Source organism: Guyparkeria sp. WRN-7, assembly GCF_001641825.1.
Lineage (GTDB): Bacteria > Pseudomonadota > Gammaproteobacteria > Halothiobacillales > Halothiobacillaceae > Guyparkeria.
This window is the reverse complement of the sequence record NZ_LRFH01000003.1, coordinates 100440-113583: the sequence shown is the minus strand read 5'-3', so window position 1 is coordinate 113583 and position 13144 is coordinate 100440. Positions and strand designations below refer to the sequence as shown.

Annotated in this window: 13 protein-coding genes; 6 read left to right on the top strand and 7 right to left on the bottom strand. The window is 68.9% G+C overall.

Features of this window, described 5'->3' with window-relative positions; genetic code table 11:
- Positions 1-63: 63 nt before the first annotated feature.
- The 6 genes from AWR35_RS01925 to AWR35_RS01900 are packed head-to-tail and all read right to left on the bottom strand — an operon-like array spanning position 64 to position 6056.
- Positions 64-384 (bottom strand): Na+/H+ antiporter subunit G, encoded by a 321-nt coding sequence (locus tag AWR35_RS01925; RefSeq protein WP_058574280.1) that lies wholly within the window; start codon positions 382-384, stop codon positions 64-66.
- A gap of 13 nt (positions 385-397) precedes the next feature.
- On the bottom strand, positions 398-667 hold the full coding sequence (locus tag AWR35_RS01920; protein WP_058574279.1) for a K+/H+ antiporter subunit F: 270 nt from the start codon (positions 665-667) through the stop codon (positions 398-400).
- Positions 664-1200: a Na+/H+ antiporter subunit E gene (locus AWR35_RS01915; RefSeq protein ID WP_058574278.1), complete on the bottom strand. Its 537-nt coding sequence runs from the start codon at positions 1198-1200 to the stop codon at positions 664-666. The genes AWR35_RS01920 and AWR35_RS01915 overlap by 4 nt, the downstream gene beginning before the upstream one ends.
- Position 1201: 1 nt before the next feature.
- Positions 1202-2812, bottom strand: coding sequence for a monovalent cation/H+ antiporter subunit D (locus tag AWR35_RS01910; protein WP_066185026.1), 1611 nt, complete (start codon positions 2810-2812; stop codon positions 1202-1204).
- Positions 2809-3180: a Na+/H+ antiporter subunit C gene (locus AWR35_RS01905; RefSeq protein ID WP_058574277.1), complete on the bottom strand. Its 372-nt coding sequence runs from the start codon at positions 3178-3180 to the stop codon at positions 2809-2811. The genes AWR35_RS01910 and AWR35_RS01905 overlap by 4 nt, the downstream gene beginning before the upstream one ends.
- Positions 3177-6056 (bottom strand): monovalent cation/H+ antiporter subunit A, encoded by a 2880-nt coding sequence (locus tag AWR35_RS01900; protein WP_231723539.1) that lies wholly within the window; start codon positions 6054-6056, stop codon positions 3177-3179. The genes AWR35_RS01905 and AWR35_RS01900 overlap by 4 nt, the downstream gene beginning before the upstream one ends.
- 411 nt (positions 6057-6467) lie before the next feature.
- On the opposite strand from AWR35_RS01900, the gene pcnB reads away from it, so the two are divergent.
- From pcnB to tilS, 6 genes are all read left to right on the top strand, one after another.
- A complete protein-coding gene (gene pcnB, locus AWR35_RS01895) occupies positions 6468-7805 on the top strand; it encodes a polynucleotide adenylyltransferase PcnB (protein WP_058574275.1) in 1338 nt (445 codons plus the stop codon).
- Between the two features lie 25 nt (positions 7806-7830).
- A complete protein-coding gene (folK, locus tag AWR35_RS01890) occupies positions 7831-8424 on the top strand; it encodes a 2-amino-4-hydroxy-6-hydroxymethyldihydropteridine diphosphokinase (RefSeq protein WP_066185024.1) in 594 nt (197 codons plus the stop codon).
- Complete coding sequence (panB, locus tag AWR35_RS01885) at positions 8421-9203, top strand: 3-methyl-2-oxobutanoate hydroxymethyltransferase (protein WP_058574274.1); 783 nt, start codon at positions 8421-8423, stop codon at positions 9201-9203. The genes folK and panB overlap by 4 nt, the downstream gene beginning before the upstream one ends.
- On the top strand, positions 9203-10078 hold the full coding sequence (gene panC, locus AWR35_RS01880; protein ID WP_058574273.1) for a pantoate--beta-alanine ligase: 876 nt from the start codon (positions 9203-9205) through the stop codon (positions 10076-10078). The genes panB and panC overlap by 1 nt, the downstream gene beginning before the upstream one ends.
- 158 nt (positions 10079-10236) lie before the next feature.
- Positions 10237-11196 (top strand): acetyl-CoA carboxylase carboxyltransferase subunit alpha, encoded by a 960-nt coding sequence (locus tag AWR35_RS01875; RefSeq protein WP_058574272.1) that lies wholly within the window; start codon positions 10237-10239, stop codon positions 11194-11196.
- A 67-nt stretch (positions 11197-11263) separates the two neighbouring features.
- The gene (tilS, locus tag AWR35_RS01870) at positions 11264-12586 is read left to right on the top strand and encodes a tRNA lysidine(34) synthetase TilS (protein WP_058574271.1); all 1323 of its coding nucleotides are present in this window, start codon (positions 11264-11266) and stop codon (positions 12584-12586) included.
- A gap of 21 nt (positions 12587-12607) precedes the next feature.
- On the opposite strand, the gene AWR35_RS01865 is transcribed toward tilS, so the two are convergent.
- Complete coding sequence (locus AWR35_RS01865) at positions 12608-13105, bottom strand: Hsp20/alpha crystallin family protein (RefSeq protein WP_058574270.1); 498 nt, start codon at positions 13103-13105, stop codon at positions 12608-12610.
- Positions 13106-13144 lie beyond the last annotated feature (39 nt).

Below are 13144 nucleotides of genomic sequence, written 5' to 3'. Positions count from 1 at the left end.
CCGCCGGGAACGCTCACCTGGAACGCCCTGAGCCGCGATGCCTTGTCGTCGTGGCTGACTGCCTCAGTCGCGCTTGTCCTCGTGGGACGGATTGTCCCCTTTCAGCCCGCGGTGCATGCCGGCGCGCGCCATCAGCAGAGCGCTGACGGGGGCGGTGAGGAACAGGAAGATCAGTATCAGGATCTCGTGCACCGACAGGCCGCCTTGCGCCGAGAAGTAGACCGCCGAACCGAGCAGGATGCTGCCCACCCCGAGGGTCGAGGCCTTGGTCGGGCCGTGCAGGCGCATGAAGAAGCTGGGCAGCTTGGCCAGCCCCAGCGAGCCCAGCAGGACGAATGCGGCGCCGAATAGGATCAGGGCGCTGACGATCAGGTCGAAAATCATGGCAGGTCTCCGGCTATTCGACGATATCGCCGCGAATCAGGTACTTGCTCAACGCGACCGTGGTGATGAAGCCCAGCACCGCGATCAGCAGGGCGGCCTCGAAATTGATCGAGGTCTCGAACCAGATCCCCAGGGCAATCAGCAACGCGATGGCATTGATCGACATGGTGTCGAGTGCCAGCACGCGATCGGCCGTTTCCGGCCCCTTGAGCAGGCGGTAGGTCGCCAGTCCCATCGCGATAACGATCAGGACCAGGGCAATCCCCAGGCTGACATGGATCATGACTCGGCTCCCCGGCTGGTGGATTCGGTCGCCCCGGCCGTGACCGGCTGGCCGAAGATGCGTTGCAGCCTCGCCTCGTAGCGCTGCTTGATGGTCGTGATTTCCGTCTGCGCATCGTCGGCATGCAGGGCGTGCACCCACAGGCTGCGCTGATCCGGGCTGACCCGGCAGGACACCGTGCCCGGTGTCAGGGTGATGGTCGCGGCGAGGATGCTGATCGGCAGGGCCCCTTCAAGGTCCAGCTCCAGTTCGAACAGCTGCGAGTTGAGCGACCGGTTTGCCCCCAGTACCTGGCGGGCGACGACAAAATTCGCCTGGATGATGTCCACCAGGACGATGCCCACGTAGCCGATCAGGGCGGTGAAATCCTTCACGCCGGCACCGATTTCCCAGAAGCGATGCGTGATCCAGGGCACGATCAGCGCGACGATCGCTCCCATGACGATCGATCCCGGCGCAATGCTGTTGTTGAGCACCAGCCAGCTGATCAGAAGGACGAGACTCAGGACGGGTTGCGGAAGAACGCGTTTCATCTCAGTGACTGCCTCCGTCTTGGTCCGCGCCGAACTTGCCGGGGGCGTGGGCCGGATCGAGCACGCCGTCGGGCATCACCGCGTCGAGATAACCGTCCGATGCCGCGATCTGGGCGGCCGTGCCGGCGAGCCAGCCGGACAGGGGCTGCGCGCCGACGACCATGGCCCCCGCGAGAACGAGCGGCAGCACGGCCATGCCCACCCCCGGCAGCGCGACGCGGGCATCGGCCGGCCTGGCGTGCGCCGGGTGGCCCGGCGTGGCCTGCGACTGGTAGAACAGGCGGCTGCCGGCGCGCGCCAGGGCAATCACCATGATCAGTCCGCTGGTCAGGATCACGGCGAAGATCGGCGCCATCAGCGGGCTGTCCAGCGCGGCGGCGAGGATCATGATCTTGCCGAAGAAGCCGGTCAGCGGCGGCAGGCCGGCCATGGCGATCGCGTAGGCGAAGAACAGCGAGCCCACCAGGATGGCGTGCGGCATCGGCGGGGCGCTCTCGATGCCATCGCCCGCTTCGGGGCGGTGGTGCAGGATCAGGCCGGCCAGCAGGAAGAAGCCGGCGCTGAGCACCGTGGTGTGCATCCAGTAGTAGAGCGCGCCACCGATCGCCGCCTCGCCTGCATTGCCGGTGACCAGCCCCAGGGCGATCAGGATGGTGCCCACCGAGGCGATGATCAGGTAGGCGACCTGGCGACGGACGAAGCGTGCGGCGACCACGCCGAGCGCGGCCAGCAGCAGGGTGACCAGCCCCAGCCACAGCAGCCACGGCGCGATCAGGGTGGTCGTCTCGACCAGCCCGCCGATGCTGTTGTCCGAGAGCATGACGCTGTCGACCCGCAGGACCGAGTACAGCCCCACCTTGGTCATGATGGCGAACAGCGCGGCGACCGGGATCGAGGCATGCGCGTAGGCGCCCGGCAGCCACAGGTACAGCGGGAACGCCGCGCCCTTGATCAGGAACACCGTGAACAGCAGGAAGATCGCGGTGGTCACCAGCGGCACCGCATCGGGCGCGACGTCGGGCAGCTTGAGGGTGATGTCCGCGAGGTTGAGGCTGCCGACCGTGCCGTAGAGCGCGCCGACGGCGAACAGGAACAGCGTCGAGCCGATCAGGTTGACTACCACGTAGTGGAAGCCGGCGCGGGTGCGCTTGCGGCCGTTGCCGTGCAGCAAAAGACCGTATGAGGCCAGCAGCAGCACCTCGAAGAACACGAACAGGTTGAACAGGTCGCCGGTGAGGAACGCGCCGTTGAGGCCGAACAACTGCGCCTGGAACAGGGCGTGGAAGTGCGGCCCGGCCTGGTCCTCGTCGCGGCGGATCGCGTAGACGAGGGCAAGCAGGGCGACGGTGGCGGTCAGGAGCAGCATCAGCCCCGACAGGCGGTCGAACACCCAGACGATGCCGAACGGCGCGGCCCAGCTGCCCAGCTCGATTACTTGCGGGGTGTCGCCGGCCCCGGTGAGCAAGAGGCCGGCGCTGACGGCCAGCAGAACGGCGACACCGGCCACGTCGAGGCCGCGCGACAGCGTGGGCAGGCGCTGGCCGGTCATCGTCAGGATCGCCGCCAGGGCGACCGGCAGCAGGACCAGCAGGGAGATCAGGTTCGCCGTCATGCGCGCGGCTCCTCCTTGCGGTCGAGGACCCGGTCGGCCTGCGGGATGTGCATGCCGTCGACGTGATCATTGCCCAGCGCGGCGCGGGCCTTCAGTGCCAGCACGATCACGAAGGCGGTCATGGCGAAGGCGATCACGATCGCGGTCAGCACCAGGGCCTGCGGCAGCGGGTCGGTCGGGTTCTCGACCGCGCCGATCACCGCCGGTGCGGCCGTCTGCAGCCGGCCCATGGTGAACAGGAACAGGTTGACGCCGTAGGACATCAGCGTCAGGCCCAGCACCACGGGGAAGGTCTGGGCGCGCAGTACCAGGTAGACCCCGGCACCGGTGAGCACGCCGATCAGCAGAGAGAGGGCGAGGTTGGTCATGCGTCGTTCCCCCGGCGGGTGGAGCGTGGGGCGGGGCTGGTCTCGATCGCGCTGTAGTCCGGGTGTTCCACGGCGTGGTCGGTCAGCCGGCCGAGGTTGAGCAGGATCAGCATGGTCGAGCCGACCACCACCAGGAACACGCCCAGATCGAAGGCGATCGCCGAGGCGAGATGGATCTCGCCGATCAGCGGCAGCGAGAAATGGGCCATGGCCGAGGTCAGGAACGGCACGCCGAAGCCCATCGAGGCCAGCCCGGTGCCCAGCGCGATCAGTAGGCCGGCGCCAAGGATGCCGTGGATCGGCAGATGCAGCTTGCGCTCGGCCGTCTCGATGCCGTTGGCCATGTATTGCGCGACCAGCGCGCTGGCGACGATCAGGCCGGCAATGAAGCCGCCGCCCGGTTCGTTGTGACCACGCAGGAACACGTACACGCCGAACAGCAGCGTCAGCGGCAGCAGGATCTGCGTGAAGGTGCGCAGCATCAGCGGGTGCGGGTCCTCGGTCCAGGTGCGACCGAACGGATCGCGCTTGGAGGCCGGCAGCGACAGGCCCTTGAGCATGGCGAAGATGCCCAGTCCCGCCAGCGCCAGCACGGTGATCTCGCCGAAGGTGTCGTAGCCACGGAAGTCGACCAGGATCACGTTGACCACGTTGGTACCGCCCCCGCCGGGCACCGACTGGTCGAGGAAGTAGCCCGAGATCGACTCGAACGGCCGGCTGATGATCGCGTAGGTGAGAGCCGAGATGCCGCCGCCGATCGCTGTGGCGATGCCGGCATCACGCCAGCGCCGTGCCGGGGTGGAAAGCTTGCGGCTCTGCTGCGGCAGGTAGAACAGCGCCAGCAGCAGAAGGATCATCGTGACCACCTCGACCGACAGCTGCGTCATGGCCAGGTCCGGTGCCGAGAAGCGGGCGAAGATCATTGCCACGCCCAGACCCACCACGCTCATCGTGATCAGGGCGAACAGGCGCTGGCGGTGCCAGACCGTGGTCACCATCGCCGCCAGGATGATCAGGCCGATGCCGAGCCAGGTCACCCAGTCTCCGTTGTCGGGTGTCGCTCCGCGCTCGACGGCGTTGCGGACCGGCTCGAGCCCCAGCGGCAGCAGATAGCCCAGGATGCCGGCGCCGAAGGCGAAGGCGAGCGTGAACAGGACGATGCGACCCAGCCGACCGGTGTCCACCATGGCGGTCACGCCGGCGCCGGTGCGCATCAAGAGCTCCATCAGCCGGTTGTAGACCACCCGCGCATCCAGGTGGGCGAGCGAGAGGGCATGCCAGCGGAAGATCGGCCGACGCATCAGGTAGAGCGCCACACCGCCGGCCAGCGCCACCGCGCTCATCAGTAGCGGAATGTTGAAGCCGTGCCACAGCGACAGGCTGTAGTAGGGCGGTTCGGTCTGCAGCACGCCGGTCACCGCGATGTGCAGCAGCGGCCCGATCACCAGGGCCGGCAGAATGCCGACCGCGAGGCACAGCACCACCAGCAGGTCGACCGGCCGCTTCATCATGCCGGGCGGCTCGTGGGGCTTTTTCGGCAGGTCGCCGTCCGGCCGGCCGAAGAAGGTGTCGTGGACGAAGCGCAGCGAGTAGGCCACCGAGAGCAGGCCGCCCAGCGACACCAGCAGCGGCAGCAGCCACACCGGTCCCATGGAGCCGGCCACGCGCACCGACTCGGTGAAGAACATCTCCTTGGAGAGAAAGCCGTTGAACAGCGGCACGCCGGCCATCGCCATCGCCGCGATCATGCCCAGTGCCGCGGTGTGCGGCATGAACCGGATCAGTCCGCCCAGGCGGCGCATGTCGCGCGTGCCGGTCTCGTGGTCGACGATGCCGGCGACCATGAACAGGCTCGCCTTGAAGGTGGCGTGGTTGAGGATATGGAAGATGCCCGCCACCGCGGCCAGCTGGGTGCCGAAGCCGAACAGCAGCGTGATCAGGCCCAGGTGGCTGATGGTCGAGTAGGCCAGAAGCCCCTTGAGGTCATGCCGGAACAGCGCGGTGTAGGCGCCCAGCAGGAAGGTGGCCAGGCCGGCGCTGGAGACGATGATCACCCACAGGTCAGTGCCGGCCAGCGCCGGGAAGAAGCGCGCCAGCAGGAAGATGCCGGCCTTCACCATCGTGGCCGAGTGCAGGTAGGCGGAGACCGGCGTCGGGGCGGCCATCGCGTTGGGCAGCCAGAAATGGAACGGGAACTGGGCCGACTTGGTGAACACGCCCAGCAGGATCAGGATCAGCGCCGGCGCGTAGAGGTCGTGATTCTTGATCAGCTCACCCGCGGCCAGTACGTCGGTGAGCTCGTAGGAGCCGACGATGTGGCCGAGGATCAGTACCCCGCCCAGCAGCGCCAGCCCGCCGGCCCCGGTGATCGCCAGCGCCAGACGCGCGCCGTAGCGTGCCTCCTTGCGGTGCTGCCAGTAGCTGATCAGCAGGAAGGAGGCCAGCGAGGTCAGCTCCCAGAAGATCACCAGGTTGATCAGGTTCTCGGAGAGCACCACCCCGAGCATCGCCCCCATGAACATCAGCAGGTAGGCGAAGAAACGCCCCATCGAATCGCCGGGTGAGAGGTAGTAGCGGGCGTAGATCACGATCAACAGCCCGATCACCAGGATCAGCCCGGTGAACATCATCGACAGCCCGTCGAGGCGGAAGCCGAAGCTCAGGCCGGCCGCCTCGATCCAGGCATGCGAGGTGGCCACCGGCATCAGATCGATGTGGCCATACACCAGCCAGGCGAACAGGGCGAGCGCCACCAGGGTCGCCCCGCCGGCGACCCAGGCGGCCGCGTATCGGTTGAAACGCGCGCTCCACGCCGCGAGTGGCGCGGCGAAAAACGGCAGCAGGACGACGATGGCCAGGAGTTCGATCGCTTGCACGGACACTGTCCTTGGAGCAGGGAAAGCGGGTCGGGACCGCGGACGGAACCCGGGCGCCAAAACGGCACGATTGGCGAAAAATCCTAGCACAGAACCCGACAATGCCGCCCGCCCAAGGCGCAACAGCATCGCGTTTGCGCACGGCCTGACGAGTTAAACCCGCGCGCAGGCGCGGACGCGAGAATGCCGCGCACTTCGCCGCAGGCGGCATAGTGATAGACTGCCGAGCGTAATTTTTCGGATTACCGGCCCGCGAGCGCCCCGAGAGAACCGTGCGCCGGGTACCGGAATCCGCCACATCACCCATGGCCCGTCCCCGCGCCCCGGTGCCGTACGCCGGCGAGGCGCAGGCAGGCGACGGCCATGGCGGTAATCGTCGACCAATAACGGCAGACTGTTTTGTCAGAAAACGTGACACCAACCCAGACCCGAATCCCCGCCGAGACCCATGGCATCTCGCTGAATGACCTGAGCGACAACGCCCGGTTCGTCCTCGAGCGCCTGCACGAGGGCGGCTTCGAGGCCTACGCCGTTGGCGGTTGCGTGCGCGACCTGCTGCGCGGCCGCAGCCCGAAGGATTTCGACGTGGTCACCGACGCGCGCCCCGAGCAGGTCAAGCGCCTGTTCAAGCGGGCCCGGATCATCGGCCGGCGTTTCAAGATCGTCCATGTCGTCTTCCGCGACGAGCTGATCGAGGTCACCACCTTCCGCGGCGGCGACGCCGCCGAGGTGAAGCGTGCCGACGGCGGGATGATCACCCGCGACAACGTCTTCGGCACCATCGACGAGGACGTCTGGCGGCGCGACTTCGCCTGCAACGCCCTCTACCTGGATTTCGCCTCCGGCGAACTGGTGGACTACGTCGAGGGCCTGACCGACATCCAGAGCGGCCGGCTGCGCGTGATCGGCGAGCCGGAGTCGCGCTACCGCGAGGACCCGGTACGCATGCTGCGCGCGGCGCGCTTCGCCGCCAAGCTCGGCTTCCACCTCACCCAGGACAGCGAGCGCGCGGTCGCCCACTGCCGCGAGACGCTCGCCGACATCTCGCCGGCACGCCTGTTCGACGAGACCGTCAAGCTTTTGCAGGGCGGTGCCGGCCGTCAGACCGTGCTCGAGCTCAAGCGCCTCGGCCTGCTCGAGTACCTGTTCGACGACCTGTCGACCTGGATCGAGCCGAACGATCCGGCCAGCGACTGGGACCTGATCGAGGCGGTCCTCGAGGCGACCGACGACCGCGTCGCCAAGGACCTGCCGGTCAACCCGGCCTTCCTGTTCGCCGGTCTGTTCTGGCGCATGCTGGGCCGTCATCGCATCCACTGGCTGCACCAGCGCGTGCCGGCCGACGACGCCCTGGTGCTTGCCGCCGACGAGGTGCTCGCGGTCGCCGCGCGTCGACTGATGATCCCGCGCCGCCTGGCCGAGATCATCCGTACCATCTGGTCGCTGCAGCCGGATCTGGAGCGCGCAGCGCCGTCTCCGGGCGGCAAGGCGCCCAAGGAACTGACCGACGAGCAGCGGGCGCTGACCGAAGCGCCGTGGTTCCGCGCCGCGGTCGATTTTCTCTGCCTGCGTTCGCGCACCCACGAAGTCGACCAGTCGGTGTGCGAGTTCTGGCGCAAGCACGCCCCGGAGCGCGGCCGTGAAGAGGAACAGCCGGTCGAGGCCCTCAAGCCCTCGGACTTCGGCAAGAAGCGTCGCCGTCGCCGGCGTCGCCGCTCCGGCGGCAACCGGCAGAAGACTGGGGCCTGAGGGCGCCCGAGAGCCGGAGGGAGTGATGGTTCGGGAAATCGCGACCATCGGCCTGGGCGCCAACCTCGGCGACCCGGTCGACCAGATCGAACGCGCCGTCGAGGCGATCGACAGCCTGCCGCTCTGCCGCGTTCGGGCCGTGTCGGGCCTGTACGCCAACCCGCCCATCGGCCCGCAGGACCAGCCCGACTACATCAACGCCGTCGCCGAGATCGAGACCGCGCTCGCCCCGGAAGCCCTGCTGCGGGCGCTGAAGGGGCTGGAGCGCGCGGCGGGGCGTTCGTACACGCGTCACTGGGGCGAGCGGATGCTCGACCTGGACATCCTCGCCTTCGGCGACCGTGAGTTGTCGACCGCCGAGCTGACCATCCCGCACCCGGAGGTTACCCGGCGGCATTTCGTGCTCGCCCCCTGGCTGGAGATCCGGCCCGAGGCGCGCCTGCCGGACGGGTCGCGCCTGACCGCCTCGCTTGCGGCGGTCAGTGATCACCCGTTGCGCTTTCTGCGTCCGCTGCGCTGGCAGCGGCATGCCGAACAGCCTGCCGAAGGTGGGCGCGTCGACCACCCCGGTACGCGCCCGGTGGAAGAGCCCCCGTCCAACTCGAGGAGGTCGTCATGACCCTTGCCCGACTGCACCAGGCCAAGGCCGACGGCCAGCCGATCGCCATGCTGACCGCCTACGAGGCGGGGCTGGCGCGGACGGCCGCGGCGGCCGGGGTGGATGCCTTTCTCGTCGGCGATTCGCTCGGCATGGTGGTGCAGGGCCAGCGCGACACCCTCGCCGTCACGGTCGACGAGGTCGCCTACCACAGCGCGATGGTCCGCCGCGGCGCCGGCGACGTGCCGGTGGTCGCCGACATGCCGTTTCTGAGCGACGCGACCGTCGAGCGGGCCCTGGATGCCGCCGGTGTGCTGATGGGCGAGGGCGGTGCCGACATGGTCAAGCTCGAAGGTGGTGCCGAGAAGGCCGAGATCGTTCGCGCGCTGACCGAGAGCGGCGTGCCGGTGTGCGGCCACGTCGGCCTGCTGCCGCAACGGGTGCGCAAGCTCGGTGGCTACCGGGTGCAGGGGCGCGGCGAGGAGGATGCCCGGCGCATCCTCGACGACGCGCAGGCGCTGGTGGAGGCCGGCATCGACCTGCTGGTGGTCGAGTGCGTGCCGCGCGCACTGGGTCGCCAGCTTGCCGAGGCGGTGCCCGTCCCGGTGATCGGCATCGGCGCCGGCGCGGATACCGACGGCCAGGTGCTGGTGATGCATGACATGCTCGGCCTGACCGAGCGGGCGCCGCGATTCGTACGCAATTTCATGGACGGCGCGGACTCGATCCGGGGCGCATTCGCCGCCTACGTCGAGGCCGTGCACAGCCGGCGATTCCCCACGGAGGAGGAAAGCTTCTGATGCAGGTGCTGCGAGACATCGACGAGCTGCGCGAGTGGCGGGCGGATACCGGCTTCGATGCCCTGCGGGTCGGTTTCGTCCCCACCATGGGCAACCTGCACGCCGGCCACATGGCCCTGATCGAGCATGCCCGGCGTCGCTCCGAGTCGGTGATCGTCAGCATCTTCGTCAACCCGCTGCAGTTCGAGGACCCGGACGATCTCGCCCGCTACCCGCGCACCGAGGAGCGCGACCTCGAGCAGCTGGAACGTGCCGGCGTGGCCGCGGTCTTTCTGCCCACCGAGGCGGTGCTCTACCCGCACGGCCAGGACGATCTTGTCCGCGTCGATGCCGGCCCGCTGGGCGAGCGTCTCGAGGGCGCGGCGCGCCCGGGGCACTTCACCGGCGTGGCCACCGTGGTCACCAAGCTGTTCAACCTGGTGCGCCCGGACGTGGCCGTGTTCGGCGAAAAGGATGCCCAGCAGGTGGCAGTGATCCGCCGGCTGGTGACCGACCTCGACTTCCCGGTGGAACTGGCCATCGAGCCCACCCACCGCGAGCCCGACGGGCTGGCGATCAGCTCGCGCAACCGTTTCTTGAGCGACGAGCAGCGCCGCCAGGCCCCGGCCGTCCACCGCGCGCTCAAGCGGGCCGCCGAGTCGCTCGCCGGCGGGCACACCGTCGCCGCGACCCTTGCGGGGGCGCGCCACTGGCTCGGTCAGCAGGGCTTCGAGGTCGACTACCTCGCCTATGTCGACGATGCCCGTTTCGAGGAGCAGCACCGCCTGGTCAAGCACGGCCGGCTGGTGGTTGCCGCTCGCCTTGGCGAGGTGCGCCTGATCGACAATCTCGCGGTTCACAGCCCGTCGCCGGCGATGCACGAGAGCGAACGCTGACGCCGGCGCCCCGCGCCTCCATGTGGTGCGGCGAATTTACGCTCGGCCGGCAATTTCGGCACAATACCCGTCTGTCTTGCCGCCGATCGGGACGAATAAGAAGCCCGACGCGCGACGAGACCGTCTACTCAAATACGACTACAAAAAGCGCAGCCACCATGAATCCGAACTATCTCGACTTTGAACAGCCCATCGCCGAACTCGAGGCGAAGATCCGCGAACTGCAGCTGATGGACGACGATCGCGGGCTGGAGATCGACGAGGAAATCGATCGGCTGCGCAACAAGTCGCAGGACCTGACGCGCTCGATCTTCGCCAATCTCGGTGCCTGGCAGGTCAACCAGCTGGCGCGCCACCCGCAGCGCCCCTATCTCGCCGACTACCTCGACCGGGTGTTCACCGACTTCCGCGAACTCCACGGCGATCGCGCCTTCGCCGACGACCCGGCGATCATCGGCGGCATGGCCCGCCTCGACGGCCTGCCGGTGATGGTGATCGGCCAGCAGAAGGGCCGCGACACCAAGGAGAAGATCCGCCGCAACTTCGGCATGCCGCGCCCGGAGGGCTACCGCAAGGCCAAGCGCCTCATGGAGCTGGCCGAGAAGTTCGGCCTGCCGGTGCTGACCTTCATCGACACCCCGGGCGCCTACCCGGGCATCGACGCCGAGGCGCGCGGCCAGAGCGAGGCGATCGCCCGCAACCTCTACGTCATGGCCGAGCTCAAGACCCCGATCATCGTCACCGTGATCGGCGAGGGCGGTTCCGGCGGTGCACTGGCCATCGGCGTGGGCGACCACGTCATGATGCTGCAGTACAGCACCTACTCGGTCATCTCCCCCGAGGGCTGCGCCTCGATCCTGTACAAAAGCGCCGCCAAGGCCCCCGAGGCGGCCGAGGCGCTGGGCGTGACCGCCGAGCGGCTCAAGAGCCTGGGGCTGATCGACGAGATCATCCCCGAGCCCTGTGGTGGCGCCCACCGCGACGTGCCGGCCATGGCCCGCTCGCTCAAGGCCAGCCTGAAAAAGGCCGTGCTCGGCCAGATCGACCGTTCCACGCAGACCCTGCTCGAGAGCCGTTACGAGCGGCTGATGGCCTACGGTGAATTCACCGAACGCTGAGCCCCGCCGACGGCGCACCGGCCCGGACTGGTCGGCGCTGCCCGCGATCCCTCCTGCCGAATCCCACGTGCTGCTCGCCAGCTCCGGCGGGCGTGATTCGCTGGGTGCGCTCGCCCTGCTGTCGCAGTGGCGCGATCAGGGGCACATTGCGCGCCTGTCGGTGGTTCACGTCGACCACGGCATTCACCCCGAGTCGGCCGACTGGGCCGAGATCGCACGCCAGCAGGCCGCGGCCCACCAATGCCCGTTCCAGACCCGTCGCGTGACCGTGCGACGGGCAGGCGTCGGCGCCGGGCGCGGCTCCACCGAGGCGGCGGCACGCGAGGCGCGCTACCAGGCCCTGGAGGCCGCACTGACCGACGCGGCCGCTGCCGACAGCGACCACTCGCCGGTACTGGTCACCGCCCATCACGCCGAGGACCAGGCCGAGACCGTGCTGCTGGCATTGATGCGCGCTTCCGGCGGCCAGGGGCTCTCCGGCATGCGGGCATGGCGGCCACGCGGGCCGTGGGCGCACTGGCGGCCGTTCCTGGAAACGCCGCGGGGGCAACTCGAGGCCACCGCGCGCCAGACCGGTCTGGGCTGGGTGGACGACCCGGCCAACGACGACCCCGGCTTTGCCCGTAACCACCTGCGCCACCACGTCGTGCCCGACCTGCAGGGCTTCTGGCCCGACGCGGTCGGTCGCATCCGTACCAGCGCCCAGCGGCTGTCGATGGAACAGCAGTTGCTCGGCCAGCTGGCGGAAATGGATGCCGGCCAGTCGCTCGATCGGCCGGTACTCGACTGGCGCGAGGCAATGGATCTCGAGCCGCTAAGGCAATGCAACCTGCTGCGCCAGTGGCTGGCGCGCCTCGGCTGCCTGCCCCCGCCACCCGAACGGCTCAGCGAGTGGCTCACCCAGCTGCGCACGGCGGGCGCCGATCGCCAGCCGTTGCTCGAATGGCCGGGCGGGCAGCTGCGCCGCTACCGCGACCGGATCCACTGGCTGCGCTCGTTGCCGGAACCGACACGACCGGTCGACTGGCCCGGCGATCGCGACTGCGTCGCGCTCGACGGCGGCGGGGAATTCTGCCGCCGCCGGGAACGGGCGACGCCGGCCGCGACCGGGTTGCTGCTGGATTCGGTCGACGAGTGGCGACTGCGCCCGGTCGGTGGCAGCGAACGACTGCGCCCGGCCGAGGGGCGGCCGAGCGTGCCGCTCAAGCAGTGGTTTCAGGACCAGGCCATCCCGCCATGGGAGCGCCCCGCGGCCATCGGGCTGGAAATCGGCGGCGCGCTGGCCGCGGTGGTTGCCGGTGATGCCTGGCTCGTGGATGTGACCTTCCAGCCGCAACCCGACGAGCCGGCGTGGCGGCTGATCCAGGCCGGTCGGCCCGTCGGCGCGTAGGCTCGAAGCAGGGGTGCGGCGTCAGCGGGCCTGCACGTCGATGCGCTTGCGCTTCGCGCCGCCGGTCTTCTTCAGCGTCACGGTGAGTACGCCATTGCGATAGGCCGCGCTGGCCGAGTCGGCCTCCACCGGGGCGGGCAGGGGGATCAGGCGGGCGAAACGGCCGTAGGCACACTCGGCGACGTGGTATTGCCCCTCCTGGTGCGAGCGCTCGACGCGCTTCTCGCCGCCGATCCGCAACTGGTCGTCCTCGACCTCGACGTCGAAATCCTCGCGCTCCAGGCCCGGCGCCTCGAGTCGGACCTCGATTCCGTCACCCTGGTCGAAAACCTCCACCGGCAGCAGCCCCCAGCCGACATTGCGCCGGTCCAGGTCATGGCCCTGTTCGACCGATTCCCGGTGGCCGGGCGTGAAGCGGGTGACGGCCTGGCCGGCGGCGTCGGTCAGCCGGTGCCAGCCCTCCGAAATGGACGTGCCGATCTGCTCGAAACGGTCCCGAATGCGATCGATTGCGGCCATGGTTCACCTCCGGTCATGCGTTTGCCTACCGGAAGGATT

Bases quoted from the DNA above. Each gene is read 5' to 3' on its own strand.
- folK (WP_066185024.1), top strand. From the start codon at position 7,831: ATGGTTCGGGAAATCGCGACCATCGGCCTGGGCGCCAACCTCGGCGAC.
- AWR35_RS01865 (WP_058574270.1), bottom strand. From the start codon at position 13,105: ATGGCCGCAATCGATCGCATTCGGGACCGTTTCGAGCAGATCGGCACG.
- AWR35_RS01920 (WP_058574279.1), bottom strand. From the start codon at position 667: ATGATCCATGTCAGCCTGGGGATTGCCCTGGTCCTGATCGTTATCGCG.
- panB (WP_058574274.1), top strand. From the start codon at position 8,421: ATGACCCTTGCCCGACTGCACCAGGCCAAGGCCGACGGCCAGCCGATC.
- AWR35_RS01875 (WP_058574272.1), top strand. From the start codon at position 10,237: ATGAATCCGAACTATCTCGACTTTGAACAGCCCATCGCCGAACTCGAG.
- AWR35_RS01905 (WP_058574277.1), bottom strand. From the start codon at position 3,180: ATGACCAACCTCGCCCTCTCTCTGCTGATCGGCGTGCTCACCGGTGCC.
- AWR35_RS01915 (WP_058574278.1), bottom strand. From the start codon at position 1,200: ATGAAACGCGTTCTTCCGCAACCCGTCCTGAGTCTCGTCCTTCTGATC.
- AWR35_RS01925 (WP_058574280.1), bottom strand. From the start codon at position 384: ATGATTTTCGACCTGATCGTCAGCGCCCTGATCCTATTCGGCGCCGCA.
- panC (WP_058574273.1), top strand. From the start codon at position 9,203: ATGCAGGTGCTGCGAGACATCGACGAGCTGCGCGAGTGGCGGGCGGAT.
- AWR35_RS01910 (WP_066185026.1), bottom strand. From the start codon at position 2,812: ATGACGGCGAACCTGATCTCCCTGCTGGTCCTGCTGCCGGTCGCCCTG.